This window comes from Catenulispora yoronensis (genome assembly GCF_039531695.1).
GTDB classification, from domain to species: Bacteria; Actinomycetota; Actinomycetes; order Streptomycetales; family Catenulisporaceae; genus Catenulispora; species Catenulispora yoronensis.
In genome coordinates this window covers 229,998-250,032 of sequence record NZ_BAAAQN010000007.1, presented here as the reverse complement: position 1 = coordinate 250,032, position 20,035 = coordinate 229,998, and the positions used below count along the sequence as shown (strand labels likewise).

The following is a 20,035-nucleotide window of genomic DNA, read 5'->3' as shown; positions in this document are numbered from 1 at the left end:
TTGCTTTTGAGGTGTTGGCGGCGGTTGCGTACAGCGTGGACTGGACACCCGGTCGGCGGCACTGTAGGCAAAGCCCTGCCGACGTGACCGAGGGGAACGAACCAAAAACCCAGGCAGGGGACTGACAGTCTCGGGGGCCGGGGGGGTGTTTCGGGCCTGCGGCTGCCGGTTCCAGCCTCAGGGGTGTGGCTGCGGTTCCGGATCAGTTGTTGAGGCGGCTGGCTACCAGCGCCGGTTCGCGAGTTGTACTCCCACCCAAGCCAGGTGCTTGATGCGGGTTGCCGTCACGCTCAATCCCAGTCGTCGCGTTGCCGCCAGCTTCTCGCGGCGTAGTAGGCCGCTGCGTTGCAGCAGCTTTGCTCGGTGGCTGGACTGGTCCTCGTGTACGCGGTAGCGCACCAGTTCCTCGGGCAGGGCGGCTATCTCGGTGTTGCCGAGGATGCGGAGCCAGAGGTCGTAGTCCTCGCAGTAGAGGGCGGTGGGGCGGAAGCCGCCTGCTTCGCGGACGAGGTGGGGGCGGACCATCACTGTGGATGTGGTCAGTGGGTTGAACAGGAGTAGGCGGTGGGCGAGGGTTTCGGGGGTGGTGGGGCAGGTGAGGGGGCCGAGGTCGGTGCCGGTGGTGCTGTCGAAGCGGCGGGACCAGGTGGCGAGGAGGCCCAGGGTGGGGCGGGTGTCGAAGGCGGCGACCTGGTGGGCGAGGCGGTCGGGTTCGCACAGGTCGTCGCTGTCGCAGAAGGCCAGGAGGTCGCCGTGGCATTCGGGGAGGCCGGTGTTGCGGGCTGTCGCGGCGCCGGAGCGGGGGGTGGCGGTGACCAGGATGCGGATGCGGTCGGGGGGGAGGACGGCGGCTGCGCGGCGGTTCTCCTCGCAGTCGCCGTCCAGGACCAGGACGACCTCCCAATCTTGGAAGGTCTGCTTCTGGAGGGAGAGCAGTGTCTCCTGGAGGTGCTTTTGGCGGGGGGCGCAGGGGATGAGGACCGAGACGCGGGGTGTGGTCATTGGGACTTCTTCGCGTCGGCGATGATCTGCTGGAGGGCGTCGAAGGAGGGGCGGTAGGTGCCGTCGCCGCGGCGGAGGCCGAAGACGAGGTGGGCCGAGGGGACGTCCTGGTAGGAGAACCAGAAGAAGGACGCCACGTTCGGGTAGGAGGCCAGGACCTCGGCCTCGCGTTGGGCCAGGTGGACCTGGTTCGCCTCCTGGGGCTTGACCTGGTCCGGCTGGTTGAAGATCAGGGCCGGGATGTTGGCGCCGGTCTCGGTGATCCAGATCGGCATGTTCGGGGCGCCGGCCTGGTTCAGCGCGGTGATGATGCTGGTCGGCGACTGGCTGATGGCCTGGAAGGTCTTGCTGCTCGCCGGGTCGCCGTCCGGGTAGGGGTGGTACGCGACCGCGTCGACGGCCTTCAGGCCCCCGGCCTTGGCCACCGCGGTGATGAAGTCGTAGGGGGTGATGAACGGCGCGCCGGGGCTCGGGTGGTCGGCGGCCAGGCCGCCCATCAGGATGTAGGCGTGCGGGTCGGCGGCGCGGATGGCGGCGGAGACCGTCACCAGCAGCTTGGTGTAGTCGACCGGGTCCGGGAGGGGGGCCCAGGCCACGATGTTGGGCTCGTTCCACACCTCCCAGTAGTGGACGCCGCGGGCCGAGTAGCGGGCGACGGCCTGCTTCACGAACTTCGCGAACAGCGCGTTGTCGGCGGGCGGGCAGGCGGAGGTGTCCTTGCAGGTGTCGCGGCGGGCCCACGGCGGCGGGAAGTCGATCGTGGCCAGGACCTTCAGGTTGCGGGCGTTCGCGGCGGCGACGACGTTGTCGAACTTGCCGAAGTCCGGCGGGAAGTTCGCGAAGGACTGGTAGTCCTCCCAGCCGAAGTCGACGCGGATGTAGTCCATGCCCAGGCGCTTGGCGTCGTCGAGCGCCGTGGCGAGCTCGTCCGGCTTGTCGAACGTCAGCGTGTCGCTGTAGTCCAGGCCCCACTTCATGTCCTTGGGGGCCGTGGTCTTGGTCACGGTGGGGGAGGGCGCGCTGTCGGTCCCCGTGCCGGACGCGGCGCCCGGGGGTGGGGTCGCGGCGGAGGCGTCCGCGCCGGCCGTGGACGCCGGCTGGCTGCCGAAGGCCTTGGGGCTGCCGGGGTCGCCGCCGGAGACGGCGGTCGCGATGCCGGCGGCGATGACGACCGCGGTCATGGCGGCCCCGACGATCACCCAGTGCCGTCGCTTGCTGTTCGCCATTATGCTTTCGGGGCCGGTGACCGGCTGCCCTTCGCTCCCCTCGGCCGGATATCGTCGCTTGGCGGATCCGGTCGGTGACCGGGAGCGGCCGGGAGGCCGCCGCCGTCGCCGGGCGCCGGTGGAGAAGGCACCCTACTGCGAGCGTTCATAGTGTCATGGTTCAGAACTCTTGGTGCGCAGGCACCGATTCTTGAACTCGAACGGTTCGCACCCCAACATTTCAGTTCGAGGATTGCGCGGCACTGGTGAGAATTCTGCACATAGTCAACTTGGGCTTCGAGGCCGGGGGCGCGGAGAAGTTCGTCCGTATGCTCCGCGACGGCCAGACCGCCCGGGGGCACGAGGTCCGGGTGGTGGCCGTCGACGCCCCCTCGGACGGCCGGCCGGTCTTCGCGGACGATCTGGTGCCTCCGGTGTCCGGCGGCCCGGTCGGCAAGCTGGCCGGGTTCGTCTGGCATCGCCAGGCGCATCGCGCGCTGCGGCGGATCATGCGGGAATTCCGGCCGGACGTCGTCCATCTGCACACCATCGGCGGCTTCGGCCCGGCCCTGTTCCCGGCCACGCGCGGCGCGGCGCGGATCCTCACCGTCCACGGCCCCGAGGACTGGACCCGGAAGCTGCTGCGCTGGCAGCTCGCCGACAACGCCGGCCGCATCGCGCCCGCCGCCTTGCCGCGTTACCTGCACCTGCGCTTCGTGATGCGGCCCGCCTACCGGCTCCTCGGGCTGCGGGGGATCGACGGCTTCGCGGCCCCGAGCCGCTTCGTCGCCGAGCTGCTGCGCCCCGACGCCGGCCGGGTGCCGGTCCGGGTGGTGCCGCACGCCGTGGACCACGGCTTCACCCCGGCCCCGGTCTCGGACGTCTGGCAGGTCGCCTACGTGGGCCGGCTCAGCCCGCTCAAGGGGGCGGACGTCCTGCTGGAGGCCTTCGGCATCCTGGCCCGCACCCAGCCGAAGGCCCGGCTGGTGGTGGTCGGCGACGGCCCGGAGCGGGAGCGGTTGCAGGCCCGGGCCGCCGGCCTGGTGGCGGACGGCACCGTCGAGTTCCGGGGCTGGCTGACGCCGCCGGAGGTCGCGGAGTGCCTGCGCGCCAGCGCGCTGCTCGCGGTGCCGTCGACCACGCCGGAGATCTTCGGGCTGACCGCCCTGGAGGCGCTGGAGCTGGGCCGGCCCGTGGTCGCCAGCCGGATCGGGGCGCTGCCGGAACTGGTCGGACCGGACAACGGGGTGCTGGTCGCCCCCGGCGACGCCGCCGCGTTGGCCGAAGCGCTGGCCGGGCTGATCGGGGACGCCGAGCGGCTGGCGCGGCTGGGAGAGGCCTCGGCGCGGCGGGCTGAGGGCTTCAGCCTGGACCGCTGCCTGGACGATTACGAGGCCTGGTACCGAGAAATCCTCGCGGCGCGCGGTGCCCGGTAGGCGGTAGGCGGTAGGCGGTAGGCGGTAGCCGAGACCCGACAACCGACACCCGGCAGGCGGTAGCCGATCAAGAATCGGCCGCCCGGCGCCGAACCTACCGCCGCAGCCGCTTCTCCGCCGCCTGCCACAGCGTCCGAGCGCTGGTCAGGAAGAACGGCGCGAGGTCGTCCCGGGCGAACCACGCAGCCTCGTCCGCGGCCCGCATGGAGGCCAGCCAGGAGCGCATCGAGAGCGTTCCTTCTCGCCGCTGCGCCAGCGCCGCGATCGGGTCGTAGTTCTCGACCACCAAGGACCGTCCGGGCACCGCTTCGCCCGGCGTGAAACCGCGCCCGGTGAGGTCCAGGTGCATGGCGCGGACGACGTCGATGCCGGCCGTGTCCTGGAACAGCCGGAACTGGGCGCCCAGCCGGGGGTTGAAGTCCAGCAGCCGGTAGCCGTCGTCGCGCGGGTCCCACCGGAAGTCGAGGTCGACGGTGCCCCGGTAGCCCAGCCCGGAGAGCAGGGTGATCGCCTCCGTGCGCAGCCGCTCGTTCGGCGTCCACCGGCCGTAGCTGGTCAGGCCGGCGTGGACCGGGAAGGAGCGGATCTTGATCCCGGTGTGGCCGAACAGGCAGCGGGAGTCGGCGTCGAAATAGCCGTGGAAGAACCAGTCCTGGTTCGTGCCGGCCGGCGCGGGCGCGAGGTACTCCTGGAGCAGGAGGCCGGTGTCCGGGCCGTCGCCGGTCGCCTGGCGGGCCCGCTCGACCAGCGAGAGCAGCTCGTCCTTGCCGCGGACGATCGTGGTGCTCTGCAGCCCTCCGCTGCGGTCGGCGGTCCAGGGCAGGTTCACCTTGGCGACGACCGGATATCCGCACGCGTCCGCGAAGGCCACGGCCTCGGCGGCGTCCGCCGGGACCGTCGTCGCCGGATGCGGCACCCCGGCGGCGCGGCAGATCTCGGCGAGCGTCGCCTTCCCGGCCGCCCGGCGCGGCAGATCGGCCGGCGGGTTGGGGAACAGGTAGCGCGGCCGCAGCTTGTCACCGTGCTCGGCCAGCAGGATCGCGCCCGCGTCGTCGGTGGTGACCAGGACCGCCGGGCCGGGGAGCCGGTCGGCGAGCCGGTCCAGCAGGTCCAGCACGTCGTCGGGGTTGGTGCGCTCCGGCATCGGCGACATCGTCCGGCGGGCGTAGCGGGAGGTCCCGGCCGGGGTGAACCGGTCCTCGCGCATCGCGTGGACGCGGATCCCCAGCCGCCCCAGGCTGCGGATGACGCCCAGTCCGCCATGGTGGAAGACGTTCCGGTCGAGTCTCAGAAGCACGGCGTCGGTCGCGGTATCCGCATCCACCGGCGCTTTCAGTGACATGGCAACCAGCTTATATCGAAGTTCAACGTGCTCCTTATCGGACGGAGGATACCGGCCGGATCGGCAGTAGCGAAGCAACAGTGTCGCCGATGCCGCCGGGCACGTCGAGAAGCCGGGCGCGGCGTGCCGGATCTCGGGCCTGGCCAGGCCCGTCGTCCGAGATCGTCAAGCGTCCGCGGGGCCCGACCCGGGGACAATATCATCGGCGGACACCATGATCGATCCCTCGGATTAAGGGAAACCTTGCCTACATTCCCGAATCCGCTATTCGCCGGGTGCGGAATTCCCGGCTGTGAAACGGATAACGGGTGCCGCGGCCCGGTTCAGTCCCGGTCCAGTCCCCGGTTCAGTCCGGTTCAGTCCGGTTCAGTCCGGTTCAGCGCGGCAGCCTCGCCGCCACCTTCCGGGCCGCGAAACCGGCCCCGCACACGAAGCGCATGGCCGGCCCGAACGTCGCCGCCGACGCCAGCCCCACGATGTGCAGTCCGGGCACCGAGGAGTCGAAGCCCGCGCCGAGGACCGGCGGCCCGTACGAGCCCCGCAGCGCCCGGACCCGGCCCCGCAGCTCCTCGGTGAGCACCGTCAGCTTCCGAACGTCCACCTCGTACCCGGTCGCGGCGATCACGTGGTCGGCCTCAAGCTCGCTGCCGCAGGACAGCGCCAGCCGGATCACACCGTCCACCGGTCGCACCGAGGTGATCTGGGTGCCGGTCCGGACGTGCTCGGCGTCGAACGACTTCTCAAAGCGCTCGCGGACCCACCACGAGCCCTCCGGACCCAAAGTCTTGGCGACGATGTCCATGCGGCGCGGCCCGGGCAGCCGCCGGAACAGGGTCGGCAGGTCGGACAGCACCTTGTTGTAGAAACCGGGGCCGAGGCCGGAGTCCGGGTAGCGGAGCCGCTGCCACCGGCCGGTGCTGTGCTTGCCGGGCAGACTGTTCCACCGCAGCGACGTGGCGCGCGCCACCAGCGTGACGTCCGCGCCGGTCTCGTCGAGCAGCACCGCGGTCTCGATCGCGGCCTGGCCGGCGCCGACCACGGTGACCCGCTTGCCGGCGTAGTTGGTCAGGTTGTTCATCGAGCTGCTGTGCAGCAGCTGCGGCGCCGCGAGGTCCGCGAGCGCCGGGGGGATCCGCTGGAACGGCAGGAACCCGGCGGCGAGCACCACCGAGCGGGCCCGCGCCGAGGACCCGTCGGCCAGCTCCAGCGCGAACACCTCGCCTTCGCGGTCGACGCGCACCACGTCGGTGTCGTGCAGATCCGGGACGGCCTTCTGCTGGAACCAGCGGCCGTAGTCGACGAAGGTCTCGACCGGCGTCGGCACGCCGTGCGCGTAAGGCTCTCCCACGAGCCGGCAGTACACCCCGAGCGTGAACTTGTCGCGCGGGTCGGACAGGTGCGACGCCCAGGGCTCGGACTTGAGCTTCATCCCCAGCGGCATGTGCTCGGCCCAGGCCCGCATCGGCGTGCCGAACACGCGGGTGCGGGTGCCGCGCGCTTGGGCGTGGGCCGCTACCGAGAGACCGTAGGGCCCGGCACCGACCACGGCGGTGTCGAGGATCTCCGTACCTGTCATCGCTTCGCTTCTCCTAGTTCCGGGCATGCCTGCCGACCCGAGGCGCTGCTCGGCCTCGGCCGGGTCGAGCCGGCATCCCGACGGTCGAAGGACCGGGCCTGCTCGAATGCGGTGACGGCGTTCCGTCCCGCGTCTTCCGTGGTGTTCGCGACCGGCGCGAACCGTGCTCGTGATGTCAGCTGCCGCGCTGGTTCCGGCGGTTCCACTCGTCCCGATGGATCCGCTGGGGAGGCCGGCCGGCCGGAGCTTGTGGTCAGGGGGCGGAGCAACATCGTGGTCGAACATGATGCGTGGGAATTCCACCGCGCCATCGGCCCGTGTGTCAGTGCGTACCGCATCGGTGTTATCCCCGTGTGTTCCACCCCGGGGCGTCCGTGAGCCGCACCGGTGCTTGCCGGCGGTAATCGTATCTTGGCTCGCCGTTCGCCGGATTCAGTAGCTCCGGATACCTCATGTGATGCTCCACACCGAGGCTCCGTACCGAAACGAAGCCTTGATGGGCAAAAAGGCGCTTACTGCTGCGATTCGCCGCCATGCCGACGGGCCGGACCGAACGCGTAGCCCGCCAGAGTCCGCATACCGGAGGCGTTTCCGTGGCGCATGGCGGAGGGCAGGAGCGTGGCGGCGTGGATGCGCGACGACAGATGCAGCCGGGCCGCGCGCGCCGCCTTGCGCCAGCCGAGGTCGTCCATTTTGGCGGCTTCGTCGAGGAAGAAGGCGCGTTCCTCGGTGAAGCGGGTGCCGGCGAAGGCGCGTTCGCTGGAGACGCTGACGGCGTGGCGGCGGTATTGGAAGCACGCGGTGTCGGAGACGACGATCTGGGCGCCGGCGCGGACCCATTCGAGGGTCAGGGCCAAGTCCTGGACCACGCGCAGGGCCGGGTTGAAGCCGACTTCGGTGATGACCTCGGTGCGCCAGCAGATGGCGGGGAAGTACATCCAGTTGCCGCGCAGCAGGCTGACCGCCAGGCTCTCGCCGCCGAGGACGGCCGCGCCGTGGACGCGGGGCGCGTAGACGCGGCTCTTGATCTTGTCGACCCAGGGTTCGGTGATCTCGCCGTGCTCGTCGATGATCTCGACCCCGGGCTGGGCGAGGGAGACCTGGGGGAAGGCGTGCATCAGGGCCCGGACGGTGCCTATGTAGTTGGGTAGCATGCGGTCGTCGCTGCCGACCATGGTCACCAGCGGGTGGGAGGCCAGCGTCAGGCACTTCTGGAAGTTCTCCGTGATGCCGAGGTTGGTCTCGTTGCGCTGGTAGCGGATCTTGTCGGCGCCGTGCGCCGCGGTGAGTTCCGCGAACCACTCCGGAACCCCGGGTTCGGTGCCGTCGTCGACCACCGTGAGCCGCCAGTTCGGGTCGTCCTGGGCCAGGACGCTGCCGACCGCTTCCTGCATCATGCCGACGTCGCCGTAGTACGGCATCAGCACGTCGACCAGATCCTGACCTAAAGCATCGACGTCCGGTTCCGGACGCGACGCCTGTTGTGAAGGCTGCGGCTCTGCGGCGTTAATCACCGGTCATATATATCACCCGCGCTTTGGGAATTTCCACAGCCCGGTCAGGCTCCCGGGGGACCTGATGATCCCATACTGAGCTGGGAACATGCCGTTCGGGGAAACAACCACTGGCGCACCGAGGCCTCGGCATTTTCTGGTTTCCAGTCGGGGAGTTTCGTATTTCCGGCGCTGCGCATCCGAGCACGAAAACGCCCGCCGCGGCGAATCACGTCCGGTCGTGCGCGGCCTGCGGCTGCCAGTTTCAGCCGTTCGTTCGGCGAGGGCGATGCGGACCGGCCGGAGGACCCAAGATCGGGGTGTCAGCGACACCGTTTGCTTGGGAGGGTATCCATGTCGGCCTCACTGCTGGAGCACGAGCAGATCGCCATCCGCACCGGCCGCCGTTCCGGGGTGCCGATCATCATCGCCGTGCACTCCACGGTACTGGGTCCGGCCGCCGGCGGCTGCCGGATGTGGCGCTATCGGCGGTGGCAGGACGGTTTGGAGGACGTGCTCCGGTTGTCGGCGGGCATGACCGCCAAGTTCGCGGCGGCCGGCTTGGCCCGGGGCGGCGGCAAGACCGTCGTGGCGCTGCCCGAAGAGATGGAACTCGGGCCCGGACAGCGCCGCGAAGTGCTTCTCGACGTGGCCGACGCCATCGAGGCGCTCGGCGGGATCTACGCGACCGGGCCGGATGTCGGCACCGGGCCCGACGACATGGCGCTGATGGGGGAGCGCACCAACCACGTGTTCTGCAAGCCGACCGCGCTCGGCGGCAGCGGAGACTCCTCACCCCATACCGCTGACGGTACGCTCGCCGCGCTCCAAGCCGTCGCCACCGGGCTTGATGGCACCAGGTCCTTGCGCGGCCTGCGATTGGCGGTCGTCGGTCTTGGGAACGTCGGCGCGCGGATCGCGGCCGCGTTGGCGCAGGAAGGCGCCGAATTGGTGCTCAGCGACATCGATCCTGGGAAACAGGCTTTGGCCGAACAACTCGGCGCGCGGTGGGAAGCACCGGAGGCGGCGCTCACCGCGGAGGTGGACATCGTCGTGCCGGCCGCGCTCGGCGGTGTGCTGACCGACGTGACCGTGCCCGCGTTGCGGTGCCGGGCGATCGCCGGACCGGCCAACAACCAGCTCGCGACGCCCGAGGTGGCGGATCTGCTTCAGGCGCGGGGAATCGAATGGGTACCCGACTACGTGGCCAGTGCCGGCGGAGTGATTCACGCGGTGTCCGTCGAACTGGATGGGTTGGGCGAGGACGATGCGCACAAACGGGTGCTCGGCATCGAGGGCACGGTCCGCGACCTGCTGGCTGACGCGAAGCGGCGGGGAGTGAGTGCTGCTGTGGCGGCGGAGGAGTTGGTGCGGGCTCGGCTCGGCGCTGCCGCTCGGCTCGGCGGCGCCGCCCGGTTCGACGCTGCCGCACAGCTCGGCGGCGCCGCACCGAGCGCGTGACGCGGCGCCGGTGCCAGGATCTGGGCATGGACCACCTCGACACGGAGATCATCCGGCTCCTGCAGGCCGACGCCCGCCGATCGAACCGCGACCTGGCCCGCACGCTCGGGATCGCGCCGTCGACCTGCTTGGAGCGAGTCAGATCCCTGACCCGTCGGGGCGTCATCCGCGGCTACCACGCCCAGATCGACACCGTCGCCCTCAACCGCGGCGTCCAGGCGATGGTCGCGGTGCAGATCAGGCCCCTGAGCCGCACCGTCATCGACGCGTTCGCCGCCTTCGCCTCCGGGCTGCCGGAGGTGCTGAGCACCTTCGTCATGGCCGGCGGCGACGACTTCATGCTGCACGTCGGCGTGCCCGACCTGGACCGGCTGCACGCCTTCCTGACCGACCACCTCGCCAAACGCCGCGAGGTGACCGGGTTCCGCACCTCGGTGATCTTCAAGCAGGTGCACAAGGCCGTTCCGGAAAGGCTTCCGGACTGAACCGGATTGAGGTGGACCGAACCGGACCGAGCACGGGAGTCGACGGCATGTTCTACAGTTGATGCGGTCTTCCCGAGGGGGTACTGGAACTGTGGAAACCTGCCCGAACTGCGGGTACGTGCTGCCGGTCGGCGGTGGCGGCGCGTTCTGCACGCATTGCGGCGCGAGGGTGCGTGCCGATGCCCCGAACGCGGCACGGGACGACACTCTGGTGATGGCCGCTTCGTGGCAGGTCGCGGCGGGTGGTACTGACCAATCAGCGGAGAACGGCTGGGGTGCGGCGTCCGATACATCCCATATGGGCGGCGACTTCAACGGCGGCCATCCTTACCGCGACGAGTACTACGACGACCAGGCCGCCCGACCCCGGACCAATCTCGGCGTGGTGATCGCGATCGGCGTGGCGGTCGTCGCGGCGGTGGTCATCGGCGTCTCGCTGGTCACGCTCGGCGGCGGCAGCGGGACGCCGGCCGCGGCCCCGGTGGCGGGCACGACCGAGATCGTCACCCCGACGAGCCCGGTGAGCATGTCGGCGGTCGAGGCGTCGACCCCTTCGGAAGCGGACAGTTCGACGAGCTCCTCCCCGTCCCCTTCCGTGGCGCAGGCGGCCCCGATCACCGGGGTCGGCAGCAACCGATGCATCGACATCCCGGGCGCGAACAATGCTGACGGCACCCAGTTGGACATCTTCACCTGCAACGGCACGGCGGCCCAGGCCTGGACTTACAGCGGCGGCACGGTGCAGGCGATGGGCAAGTGTCTGGACGTTCGGGGCGCGAGTCGGCATGACAAGACTCCGGTCCAGGTCTTCACGTGTAACGGCACTGATGCGCAGCGGTGGACGTACGACGCGCGGACCGGCGAACTCAAGACGCTGGGCAAGTGCCTGGATGCTTCTGGGGCGGCTACCGGTGACAACACGCCGCTGATCCTTTACACGTGCAATAAGGGAACGAATCAGCAGTGGCGCTTGGCGCACTAGGCGTTTGGTATGCGGGGTGCCTGGACCGGCCTTGAGCCGCGTACCCCTATGTTCACGGTTTCTCCCTGGTACCGGCGGGAGCGCGCGGGCAATGCTGGAATGTGTCCGAAACGCAGCCAGGTGCGGCCGAGGTATCTGACAGGGCCCGTCGCTGGAAGCCGGGGCGGGTAGTCGGCCTCGTCGCCGGGGTCGCGCTGCTGGTGGCGGTGTTCGGGTTCGCTTTCCCGGCCCTGGCTTCGTACAGCAGCGTTATCAATATCCTGCGGTCGATGACGAAGGCGGGCGTTGCCGTCGTCGCCATCGCGACGCTCGCCAACCTGCTCGCCAACTGGTTCCTCATCACGACGGCGCTGCCGGGGTTGACGATGCGCCGGGCCGCCGCGACGAACCTCGCGTCGACAGCCGTGGCCAACACCGTCCCGGGCGGCGGCGCGATCGCGATGGGCGTCAGCTGGCGGATGCTGACCGGCTGGGGCGTGACCTCGCGGGCCTTCGGCGTTTACGCCATCGCGACCGGCGTCTGGAGCACGATCGCCAAGTTCGCCACCCCGGCGGTCGCACTTATCATTCTGGCGCTGTCGCACGACCTGCCCACCGCGTCCAACCAGGTCGCCCTCCTATGGATCTCGGCGAGCGTGGGCCTGGGCATCTCCATCCCGATGGTCGCGCTGGTCCGCCTGGCACTGCGGGACGACCACGGCGCAATGGCGGCCGACCGCTGGCTGTCACGCCTGTCGGGCCGCCTCTTCCGCGCACTGAAGCGCCCGACACCGGACGTACTCACCGGCATGATGGTGCGCCTACGCCAAGAGGCCGGCACCCTGATCGCCACCCGAGGACGGCGACTGACCCTCGCGATCATCATCAGCGACCTCGGCTGGTGGGTAGTCCTCCAAAGCAGCCTTTGGGCCTGCGGCATAAAGCAATCCCAGGTGTCCTGGCAGATGTGCTTCGCCGGTTTCGCCGTAGCCCGAGCGGTCTCCTCAGTACCCATCACCCCCGGCGGCCTCGGCATGATCGACTACGCCCTGACCCTGTTCCTCCTCTCCGGCCTCGACACGCCCACTGCGGCCCGCGTCCTCGCAGCAATCATGCTGACCCGCGCCATGACCCTCGCCCTGCCGATTCCTCTGGGCGCGGTGACGTATCTGGGCTGGCAGATGATGACCAGGCGACGGCGGGTTGTGGCCTGACAGCAGGGAGGCCGACAGCCTCAGTCCGTCGTCAGTCCGTCGTCAATCCATCGTCGGCCAGTCCCACCCCAGCTGGATGAACATGCCCAGCCGGTCGCTGACCGCGCGGATCTCGCTGATCCGGCCGTCGCGGACGGTGAAGATCCAGATCTGCTCGACGTCGCAGCGCCGGCCGGTCGGCTCGGGCATGCGCGGGTGGTAGCCGGTGTGGACGCCGGCGACGCGCATGCGGGCGACGACGTCCTCGCCCTCGCCCAGCAGCTGCTCGATGCGGAAGCCGTCGCCCGGCTCGCCGATGCTGAAGGCGGCGAGCTGCTGGCGGAAGCCCTCGATCGCGGCGCCTGGGGCGTCCTCCTCGCCGAAGATGATCTTGTTGTGGTCGATGACGTCCGGGGCCAGGTGCCGCGACCAGTCGGCGTCCACGCCGCCGTTCAGCGCGGCGACGAAGTCGATGATGACCTGCTTGCGGTCGCTGGTCTGCGCGTCGCTGGTCTGCGTGTCGCTGGTCTGCGCCGTCATGGCGATCCCTCCCGGATTGATTCTTACGCGGTAAGATTCCGACTCCGCTACTGTGATTCTTACGACGTAAGAAAGTCAAGTCAGGAGGCGACGATGCCCGCCGCGGAAGCTGCCCGGTCTCGCGGTTCCCGCGGCCCGGGCCAGAAAGTCGGCCTGACGCGTCAGCAGATCCTCGACGCCGCCCTGGCCCTGGTCGACCGCGACGGCCTGGCGGCGCTCACCATGCGCTCCCTCGGCGCCGAACTCGGCGTGGAGGCCATGACCATCTACCACTACGTCCCCACCAAGGACGCCCTGCTCGACGGCATCGTCGAACGTGCCTTCACCCTCGCCGCCCCGCCCGCCGACCCCGCGCAGCCGTGGCAGCGGAGCTTGAACGACTACGCGCACGGCTTACTGAACGGGCTGCTGAACCATCCCGGCATCCTGCCGCTGGCCTCGTCCCGGCCGGCGGTCACCCCGGATCTGCTCGACGGGGTGGAGGGCTACCTGCGCGTGCTCGCCGCCGCGGGATTCCCGCTCGGCCGGGCGCTGCACGCCATCAATGCCCTGACAGTCTTCGTCCTCGGCCACGCCACGGCCGCGGTGCGGATCGACCCGGCGGCGGAGGACGTGGGCGCCGCGGCCTGGGTCGCGGAACTCGATCCCGAGCGCTATCCGCTGCTGGTCGAGGCCGCCGCCACGGGACAGGGGACGGACGACGACGAACGCTTCGCCCTCGCCGTCGAGGCCCTGATCTCAGGGTTCGAACTAGCTGGGAGTGGAGCTGGCGGCTGACGCGGTTCTCCGTGCCGCCAGCTCCCGTCCCTCAGCCGATGATCCGCTCCGCCAACGACGCCAAATCGTCGACCCTCAGCCCCGGCCACCCATGCACCCGCTGCTGCCATTCGACCGGAATCGCGGCCCGGCCCCAGGCGGCGCCCAGCAGCACGCCGGCGATGGCGGCGACGGTGTCGGTGTCGTCACCGGCGCGGACCGCGGCCTCCACCGCGAGTCGGAAGTGATCCTCGGGCCGCTCGGGAATCCGCGTGTGGTAGATCGCCGACCACGCCGCCTGCAACGCCGAGACGACATACCCGTTCGGCTGGAACGCGTGCGGCGGCTTCTCCTGCGCCTCGTCCAGCCACGATCTCCACTGCTCTTGGCGCTCGAAAGGGAGCAGGTGGATGGCGTCGCGGACCCCTCCGAACCGCCACAGCCCCGGGCCCGAGGCGAGAACGGCCTTGCGCACGCCCTCGCTCCACAACACGCACGCGTCGCCGGCCAGCGGGTCGTAGTGAGTCAGCCCACTGATGGCCCGGGCCGCGTCCCGGCAGCGGTACACCGCATCGGACCCATTGAGGAATCCCAGCCCGACCACGCCGGTCCGCATCAGCGAACCATTGCCCGCCGAGCGCCCCGTCTGGGCATGGAGCTGGGTCGACGCCATCCGGATCGCTTCCAGCGCGTCGCCGCCGGCCGTGCGGGCCGTGTAGAGCACCCGCCGGGTCTGCGCGCCGATGTCGGACGCGCCACCGGCCGCCCACCCGATGAAGCCCTCTGCGATGGCGCGCTGCGCGGGATCGTCGTCCAGCGCCAGCCCCGTCGCCGCGACCTGCGCGATGACCACCTGCATCTGCGTGTCGTCGGAGTATTCGCCGGGGGCGTAAGGTCCCAGCCCGCCGCCGCGCATCACCGGCTGCTGGTCGTCGCTGAGCGTCGGCTGGAACTCATACGGCACCCCGAGCGCGTCGCCGCACGCCGCGCCGATCAGGGCGCCGGCCGCACGGTCGGCGCGGACTTCTCGCGACGGGACGAGCGGTGCGTTCGGATCCGGCGGCGTGATCGGCCGTCCGCCTCCGGCCTGGAGCTTGCCGTCGGCGGTGAGGCCGAGCGCGAACTCGCCGTCCCGCAGCGGGGGCGCGGGCCGGCGCGCCGACGGGTTGCGCATCGCCTCCTCATGGTGACGGTGCGCCTCGTCGATGATGCGCTGCTGTTCAGGGGTGGGAACGAAATCACTCATGCCTTACTTCTCCTGCAGGACGATGTGCCAGACGCCTCCGGGGCCCTGGACCTTGTCGAGGACGTCGAACTCCGTCCCCGCCTTGAACAGGACCTCCAGCTCGCTCTCGTGGTGCGATATGGCGGTGACGTCGACCCCGGTTTTGGACTGGATCGTCATTTTGATCAGGCTGTCGGGGTGGATGCCGCCCTCGACATTGGAGGCGCTGGTGAAGGCGTGCTCGACGACCGACGAACCCGGAACATACTGCGCGGCGATATCGGCGGCCTTCTCGGGTGACAGATACGACATGGTACGTATGACCTGGCCTTCGTACGGCGTCATCTTACTGAGGCCGCCGTTGATGGCCGCGACGTGGTCGGCGTATCGCGCAGCCAGCGCCGGGTCGCCGTCGCGCAGGGCCCCGTTCAGCTGCCAGTAGAACGAGTTGCCGGTATAGCCGCGGGCCGCGGCCACTTCCCGGGGGTCCATCCCGTGGTACGCCGGGTCGTTCGCCACCACTTCCTTTGCGAAATCGAGGTCCTCCGGGAAGTCGGCGTACTTGTTGGCGAAGCCTTCGAGCGCGGCCTCGTGGGCGGCGTCGCTGCCGGGAGGCAGGTGGACGGCGTCAGCGGGAGCCGCGTGGGCCACATCGCCGAAGGGAGCGGTCACGTGGGCGGTGTCGGCGGGGAAAGCTGTGTGGAAGGGGTCGACCGGATGCGCGGCGTCGACAGCGTGTTGGGCTTGAAAGGCATCGGCGGCGTGGGCGGTATCGGCGGCCGGAGCGGTGTGCGAGACCGTGCCGAAGGGATCGGCGCTATGGGCGTGGGCCGCGTCGGCAGCCGGAGCGGCAGCGTGGGCCGCGTCGGCGGCGTCGGCGGCAGCCGATCCCGAGTCGGCGACGACGGTGCCGAAGGGATCCGAGGCATGGGTGGCAGGGGTTGGTGCGTGGGCCGACTCCGTGGCCGGCGCTGCCACGTGACCTGCGTCCGAGGCCGGCGCTGCCACGTGACCTGCATCCGAGGCCGATGCGGCCACGTGACCCGCATCCGAAGCCGACGCGGTCACATGACCTGCGTCTGAGGCTGGCGCTGCCACGTGACCTGCGTCTGAGGCCGACCCGGCCACGTGACCTGCGTCCGAGGCCGACGCCGTCACATGACCCGCGTCCGAAGCCGACGCGGCGACATGACCCGCATCCGAGGCCGACCCGGCCACGTGACCCGCATCCGAAGCCGACGCGCCTACGTGGGCTGCTTCGGGCACAGCTGCGGCTACGTGGCCTGCTTCCTCGGAGGCAGGCGCGGCCACGTGCACCACATCCGAAGCCGAAGCCGTCCCACTCACCGCGTCCGAAACCGGCGCCGCCGAATTCGCCCAAGCCTGGTCGAGGAACTCCCACGTCGCAGCGTCCTGCGGAATCCGCGGCGCCGAGTTGGCGTGCGCGGCGTCGAGGAACTGCCACGTCGCCGGGTCGTGAGGAATGTGGCTTGCCTCCTCCGCCCCGCGCGATCCGTCGGAGAAGATCCGGACGAGCTTCCCGGCCCCGCCCTTGACCAGTGAGGCCATGCCCGTGCACAGCCCCTTCACGGCGCCGAAGCCCGCCATCGCCAGGTGCAGGCCGGCCCCGAGGAAGCCACCGGCTCGGAACGCCTCGCCGAGCGCCGTCAACGTGGTCAGGCCCTTGGTGATGGGGATGCACGCGACGACCGCCAGCGCCACCTCCCACCACTGGGCCCTGCCATGGACGTACTCGTTGATCTTGTCCGCGAGCAGGATCACGCCGGCGACCACGACGGCGACGATCAGCCACAGCGGCCCGCCGACCACCAGCAGCACGATCCCGCCGATGAGGGACACGATCCCAGCGACGATCACCAGGCCCTTCCACACCACCGAGGCGATCTCGCCCACCTTGTGCCAGAACGAGTCCGGCGGGATGCCCGCGTCGGTGGCGGAGTTGATTTTGGTGCGGGCCGTGTCCTCGGCGGTGTGCCGCAGCGATTCCGCCGAGGCCGCCAGCTTCTTCAGAGCTTCGAGCTGCGCGCTCGTCCCGGACATCTGGCTGTTCAGGGTACTGACAGTGTTCTGCGCGTTCGTCTGCGCCCGCACCGCGGTGCTCACGCTGGTCGGATCGACGGTCGCGGCCGCGTGCGCCGCGTCCACGCCCTTGTTCGCCGACGTCAGATCGGCGTGCGCCGCCGACAGCTGGTTCTGGATGCGCTGTACCTGGTCGTGCAGCGGCCGCGCCTGCGCCAGCGCCCGGTCCGCCTGCGACTGGTAGCTGTCCAGCGCGTTGCCGAAGTCGACCAACGCCGTCGCGCACAGCTGATGCGACGTCGCGACCTTGTCCAACTGTCCGGGGAACTTGCCTATGCTGTCCCGGAACGCGTCCCCGGACGCCCCGATCCAGTTCATCGCCGCCGGATCCCCGGCCAGCCCCCGCACATCCCGAGCGGACAGCTCGGCTTCCTCTCCCAACTTCTGCATCCGGCCGCCGAGTTCCTTGATGCGGAACGGTTCCCCGGGCGTCGGATCGTGGTCCAGATCCAGAATGTTCCAGTCTGTAGGGCGTGCCACTTGTGTTGCTCCCCGTATGTGTCGTAAGTCCAGTCGCGGTATAGGTTCTTCCGCGGGTTCAGCTGTCGTGCAGCCGCAGGGTCCCGGTCAGGGCGTCGAAGAGGTCGAACAGCCCTTCCGCCACGGCGAAGGCCGGGCTGCCGCAGGACACCAGCAGCACCCGGTTGACGTCCGGGATCGGCACGAACGTCCGCATCGCCGCGGTCCGGATCGGCCGACCGGGTGCGGGCTCCACGTCCTCGATCCCGTAGCTGCGCACGGCCTGGCCGCAGCCTTCGAGTTCGACGACCTGGACCTTGGTCCAGGTGTCGGACGCGTGCTTGGGCTCCTTCGGCGTCATCATCGGGAGCAGGGCCGCGGTGCGGTCCGGCTCGTCGCTGCTCGCGCCCAGCGGACCGGGCAGCAGGAAGACGGTGATGCTGGCCGGCAGCACGCCGTCCTCGACCGGCTCGGCCATGCCCGCGCAGTAGACGGCCCCCGCGTCCCACGCCCTGGCGGCCTGGTCGCTCAGCAGCTTGACGATGTCGCGGCGGCGCTCCTGCAACTCGGGCACCTGCGCGAGACGGTCGCGGACGAGCTCCCGGATCGACGCCTCCCGGGTCGCCGGATGCACGTCCAGCTCGAACCAGTTCGGCGGCACCCGCAGGCTGAAGCCGACGCCGGCGTCGAGCGCCGGCCCGCCGGTCATTGCTGGGGGCCTTCGGTGGTCGTGCCCTTGGTCAGCTGGTCCGCCATGTCCTGGTCGGACTTGCGGATGGTCTTGACCGCTTCGTGCGCCATGTTCGCCAGCGCCTCGGCGGTGTTCTCCACGTGCTTGCGACCGTCCCGCCAGTGCGACTCGAAGTGGTGCATCGCGTCGCGGACCTTGTCGGAACCGTAGTCGCCGTCGTAGGAGTCGATGGTGTGGTGGCTGGAATCAAGCTCCTGCTTGATGGTGTCCAGCCGGGACCCGAACGCGTCGAGGGCGTCCAGATCCACGGAAAGGCGATCTGCCATTTGATGTTCTGTCCCCGAATAGTGATGTTCTGCTGCTCACAACGCCCGATGTCGTGGATCGGTCGCCCGTGTGTGACCGGGTCCACGACGTTGTGACAGAGATCGTATAGGAGGCCCGGAGGTCCGGGGCGCGTTCCGCCAGGTTCGGAAGGCCCCAGGTCAACGCAGAGAACGGTGCTGATATGCACCAAAAGGGGAAACGGCGTTTCTGGATCAGAGTTGGACTTTTAGCACCATATGGTGTCGCCATGAAGAGAACGCTCATGGCTGTCGCCACCGCGACAGCGTTCACCTTGGCGGCGTCCACGACCTCCGCCGCGGCGCAGCCGGGACCGGTCCGGCACGCGTCGCGGCTCGGCGCGCCGATGGACGCGCCGGCGCCGTCGGTGCCGGCGACCAACCGGGGCGCGGACCAGATGGCCCTGTGGGAGAACCTGCCCGTCGCCGAGTGGGACGAGTCCCTGGAAGAGGACTGCGTCGAGAACGGCGGCGTCGCCTGCTCGATGAGCAAGAAGCAGATCGACTCGGTCCTTCCCGACATCGAGCGGGTCACGGCCGAACTGGACAAGGAGATCCGCGACAAGCCCGAGCTGCTCGCGCCGCTGCACCCGGCAGGGTCAGGGTCCGGATCCGTCGCCGGTCCCCGGGTCCGGGCACTGGACCCCTCGAAGATGGTCGCGGCCGTGAAGAACGTGGCCGCGAACGCCTCGAGCCCCGCGGTCCGTGAGTTCGGCGCGCGCTTCGCCGACCGGGTCGAGCAGGTCACCGAGCACGTCTCCAATGCCGACGTCGCCCACGACGGGCTGACCGCGAGCAACCTGGAGGGCCTGGCCAAGACGGTGCTCTACGCGACGCCGTACCTGGGCGACCCGTTCTCGCTGGCCGAGGCGGTCGCGAACCACGACCTCGAGGGCAGCGTGGTCGCCATGGTCTCGCTGACCGGCGCGATGGTCGCCACCGTCTTCCCGCCCGCCGGCGTCGCGATCGCGGCCGCGGTGCTGGTGTACGGACTGGCGAAGAAGATCTGGGGCTGGCTGTGCGGCAAGTCCCGCGACTGGCGCCTGAACCCGCCCGGCGATCCCCGCGAGCTGTGGAACAACGGCGCCGACATCCGCTGGGAATCGCAAGTGCTGCCGAAGCAGCCGGGCGAGACCAAGCCGGGCCCGGCCTTCGCCGTACCGATGACGGTGATGCCGACCGAGGCGCGCGAGGACTACCAGTGGGCCCACACCAAACTGGTGCTCGACTCACGCTGGTCCGACGCGGCCAAGCAGGGCAAGGACCCGGTCAGCTACACCCTGCGCGGAATCGACATGTACGGCCTCCAGTTCACCCAAGGCCCGATCCGCTTCCGCGGCTTCCAGGACGGCAAGCGTTTCGACGCGACCTGTTACTACCTCGACAAGGCCGGCCGTGACGAGCAGCACCTGGGCAACAGCTGGACCGACGGCGACGCGATGAACTGCAACCTGAACAAGCCCTTGGTCATCTCCAAGGGCCACTCGGCAGTCGTCCTGATCGACTACGCGTACCTGCTCACCACTGCCCAGCCGGACTGGTTCAAGAAGCAGTTCGCGAACTGGCTGTGCACCCCGGCACCCTGCGTACCGGCCAACACCGCCAAGTTCACCAGCGTGGTCCGGGTGACCTCGGACGCGACCTTGTTCCGCATGCCGACACAGTTCAACTTCGGATACGTGCCCGACTACCCGGGTTCGCGCGTTGACAATGTCGTCGACGCGCCGATGTAGGGCTGAGTCGTCGGGAGTGCTCCCGAAGTCTGC

General features: G+C 69.8%; 17 protein-coding genes. 7 read left to right on the top strand and 10 right to left on the bottom strand.

Annotated features, from left to right (window positions below; genetic code table 11):
* Positions 1–222: 222 nt before the first annotated feature.
* Together ABD481_RS09050 and ABD481_RS09045 are read right to left on the bottom strand one after the other, a co-directional pair.
* Positions 223–1,002 (bottom strand): glycosyltransferase family 2 protein, encoded by a 780-nt coding sequence (locus ABD481_RS09050; protein WP_344665095.1) that lies wholly within the window; start codon positions 1,000–1,002, stop codon positions 223–225.
* Positions 999–2,228 (bottom strand): cellulase family glycosylhydrolase, encoded by a 1,230-nt coding sequence (locus ABD481_RS09045; protein ID WP_344665094.1) that lies wholly within the window; start codon positions 2,226–2,228, stop codon positions 999–1,001. Before ABD481_RS09045 ends, ABD481_RS09050 begins: the two co-directional genes overlap by 4 nt.
* Before the next feature lie 245 nt (positions 2,229–2,473).
* On the opposite strand from ABD481_RS09045, the gene ABD481_RS09040 reads away from it, so the two are divergent.
* A complete protein-coding gene (locus tag ABD481_RS09040) occupies positions 2,474–3,643 on the top strand; it encodes a glycosyltransferase family 4 protein (protein ID WP_344665093.1) in 1,170 nt (389 codons plus the stop codon).
* A 94-nt stretch (positions 3,644–3,737) separates the two neighbouring features.
* On the opposite strand, the gene ABD481_RS09035 is transcribed toward ABD481_RS09040, so the two are convergent.
* The 3 genes from ABD481_RS09035 to ABD481_RS09025 all read right to left on the bottom strand — a co-directional run bounded on the left by ABD481_RS09035 (position 3,738) and on the right by ABD481_RS09025 (position 8,075).
* Positions 3,738–4,985 (bottom strand): carboxylate--amine ligase, encoded by a 1,248-nt coding sequence (locus tag ABD481_RS09035; RefSeq protein WP_344665092.1) that lies wholly within the window; start codon positions 4,983–4,985, stop codon positions 3,738–3,740.
* A gap of 376 nt (positions 4,986–5,361) precedes the next feature.
* Positions 5,362–6,561, bottom strand: coding sequence for an FAD-dependent oxidoreductase (locus ABD481_RS09030; protein WP_344665091.1), 1,200 nt, complete (start codon positions 6,559–6,561; stop codon positions 5,362–5,364).
* 512 nt (positions 6,562–7,073) lie between these two features.
* A complete protein-coding gene (locus ABD481_RS09025; protein ID WP_344665090.1) occupies positions 7,074–8,075 on the bottom strand; it encodes a glycosyltransferase family 2 protein in 1,002 nt (333 codons plus the stop codon).
* A gap of 333 nt (positions 8,076–8,408) precedes the next feature.
* On the opposite strand from ABD481_RS09025, the gene ABD481_RS09020 reads away from it, so the two are divergent.
* From ABD481_RS09020 to ABD481_RS09005, 4 genes are all read left to right on the top strand, one after another.
* Positions 8,409–9,515 carry a Glu/Leu/Phe/Val dehydrogenase family protein gene (locus ABD481_RS09020; protein ID WP_344665089.1) on the top strand — a complete coding sequence of 369 codons (1,107 nt, stop codon included), beginning with the start codon at positions 8,409–8,411 and terminating at the stop codon, positions 9,513–9,515.
* A 26-nt stretch (positions 9,516–9,541) separates the two neighbouring features.
* Complete coding sequence (locus ABD481_RS09015) at positions 9,542–10,000, top strand: Lrp/AsnC family transcriptional regulator (RefSeq protein WP_344665088.1); 459 nt, start codon at positions 9,542–9,544, stop codon at positions 9,998–10,000.
* Positions 10,001–10,214: 214 nt separating this feature from the next.
* Entirely contained in the window at positions 10,215–10,982 is a 768-nt protein-coding gene (locus ABD481_RS09010; RefSeq protein WP_344665087.1) for a ricin-type beta-trefoil lectin domain protein, read from the top strand.
* A 101-nt stretch (positions 10,983–11,083) separates the two neighbouring features.
* Complete coding sequence (locus ABD481_RS09005) at positions 11,084–12,175, top strand: lysylphosphatidylglycerol synthase domain-containing protein (protein ID WP_344665086.1); 1,092 nt, start codon at positions 11,084–11,086, stop codon at positions 12,173–12,175.
* 42 nt (positions 12,176–12,217) lie between these two features.
* Here the strand turns inward: ABD481_RS09005 and ABD481_RS09000 are convergent, their stop codons facing one another.
* Positions 12,218–12,694: an ester cyclase gene (locus tag ABD481_RS09000; protein WP_344665085.1), complete on the bottom strand. Its 477-nt coding sequence runs from the start codon at positions 12,692–12,694 to the stop codon at positions 12,218–12,220.
* A 93-nt stretch (positions 12,695–12,787) separates the two neighbouring features.
* On the opposite strand from ABD481_RS09000, the gene ABD481_RS08995 reads away from it, so the two are divergent.
* Positions 12,788–13,471, top strand: coding sequence for a TetR/AcrR family transcriptional regulator C-terminal domain-containing protein (locus tag ABD481_RS08995; protein WP_344665084.1), 684 nt, complete (start codon positions 12,788–12,790; stop codon positions 13,469–13,471).
* 31 nt (positions 13,472–13,502) lie between these two features.
* Here ABD481_RS08995 and ABD481_RS08990 read toward each other — a convergent pair whose 3' ends face one another.
* The 4 genes from ABD481_RS08990 to ABD481_RS08975 are packed head-to-tail and all read right to left on the bottom strand — an operon-like array spanning position 13,503 to position 18,251.
* The gene (locus ABD481_RS08990) at positions 13,503–14,696 is read right to left on the bottom strand and encodes an ADP-ribosylglycohydrolase family protein (protein WP_344665083.1); all 1,194 of its coding nucleotides are present in this window, start codon (positions 14,694–14,696) and stop codon (positions 13,503–13,505) included.
* A gap of 3 nt (positions 14,697–14,699) precedes the next feature.
* The gene (locus ABD481_RS08985) at positions 14,700–17,255 is read right to left on the bottom strand and encodes a hypothetical protein (RefSeq protein ID WP_344665082.1); all 2,556 of its coding nucleotides are present in this window, start codon (positions 17,253–17,255) and stop codon (positions 14,700–14,702) included.
* A gap of 58 nt (positions 17,256–17,313) precedes the next feature.
* On the bottom strand, positions 17,314–17,943 hold the full coding sequence (locus ABD481_RS08980; protein WP_344665081.1) for a hypothetical protein: 630 nt from the start codon (positions 17,941–17,943) through the stop codon (positions 17,314–17,316).
* Positions 17,940–18,251 (bottom strand): hypothetical protein, encoded by a 312-nt coding sequence (locus ABD481_RS08975; RefSeq protein ID WP_344665080.1) that lies wholly within the window; start codon positions 18,249–18,251, stop codon positions 17,940–17,942. Before ABD481_RS08975 ends, ABD481_RS08980 begins: the two co-directional genes overlap by 4 nt.
* A 248-nt stretch (positions 18,252–18,499) precedes the next feature.
* Here ABD481_RS08975 and ABD481_RS08970 point away from each other — a divergent pair, with 248 nt between their 5' ends.
* On the top strand, positions 18,500–20,002 hold the full coding sequence (locus tag ABD481_RS08970) for a hypothetical protein (protein WP_344665079.1): 1,503 nt from the start codon (positions 18,500–18,502) through the stop codon (positions 20,000–20,002).
* Positions 20,003–20,035: the final 33 nt, after the last annotated feature.

Bases quoted from the DNA above. Each gene is read 5' to 3' on its own strand.
- ABD481_RS09015 (WP_344665088.1), top strand. From the start codon at position 9,542: ATGGACCACCTCGACACGGAGATCATCCGGCTCCTGCAGGCCGACGCC.
- ABD481_RS08980 (WP_344665081.1), bottom strand. From the start codon at position 17,943: ATGACCGGCGGGCCGGCGCTCGACGCCGGCGTCGGCTTCAGCCTGCGG.
- ABD481_RS09045 (WP_344665094.1), bottom strand. From the start codon at position 2,228: ATGGCGAACAGCAAGCGACGGCACTGGGTGATCGTCGGGGCCGCCATG.
- ABD481_RS09035 (WP_344665092.1), bottom strand. From the start codon at position 4,985: ATGTCACTGAAAGCGCCGGTGGATGCGGATACCGCGACCGACGCCGTG.
- ABD481_RS09030 (WP_344665091.1), bottom strand. From the start codon at position 6,561: ATGACAGGTACGGAGATCCTCGACACCGCCGTGGTCGGTGCCGGGCCC.
- ABD481_RS09020 (WP_344665089.1), top strand. From the start codon at position 8,409: ATGTCGGCCTCACTGCTGGAGCACGAGCAGATCGCCATCCGCACCGGC.
- ABD481_RS09000 (WP_344665085.1), bottom strand. From the start codon at position 12,694: ATGACGGCGCAGACCAGCGACACGCAGACCAGCGACGCGCAGACCAGC.
- ABD481_RS08975 (WP_344665080.1), bottom strand. From the start codon at position 18,251: ATGGCAGATCGCCTTTCCGTGGATCTGGACGCCCTCGACGCGTTCGGG.
- ABD481_RS08990 (WP_344665083.1), bottom strand. From the start codon at position 14,696: ATGAGTGATTTCGTTCCCACCCCTGAACAGCAGCGCATCATCGACGAG.
- ABD481_RS08995 (WP_344665084.1), top strand. From the start codon at position 12,788: ATGCCCGCCGCGGAAGCTGCCCGGTCTCGCGGTTCCCGCGGCCCGGGC.
- ABD481_RS09010 (WP_344665087.1), top strand. From the start codon at position 10,215: ATGGCCGCTTCGTGGCAGGTCGCGGCGGGTGGTACTGACCAATCAGCG.
- ABD481_RS08970 (WP_344665079.1), top strand. From the start codon at position 18,500: ATGAAGAGAACGCTCATGGCTGTCGCCACCGCGACAGCGTTCACCTTG.
- ABD481_RS09050 (WP_344665095.1), bottom strand. From the start codon at position 1,002: ATGACCACACCCCGCGTCTCGGTCCTCATCCCCTGCGCCCCCCGCCAA.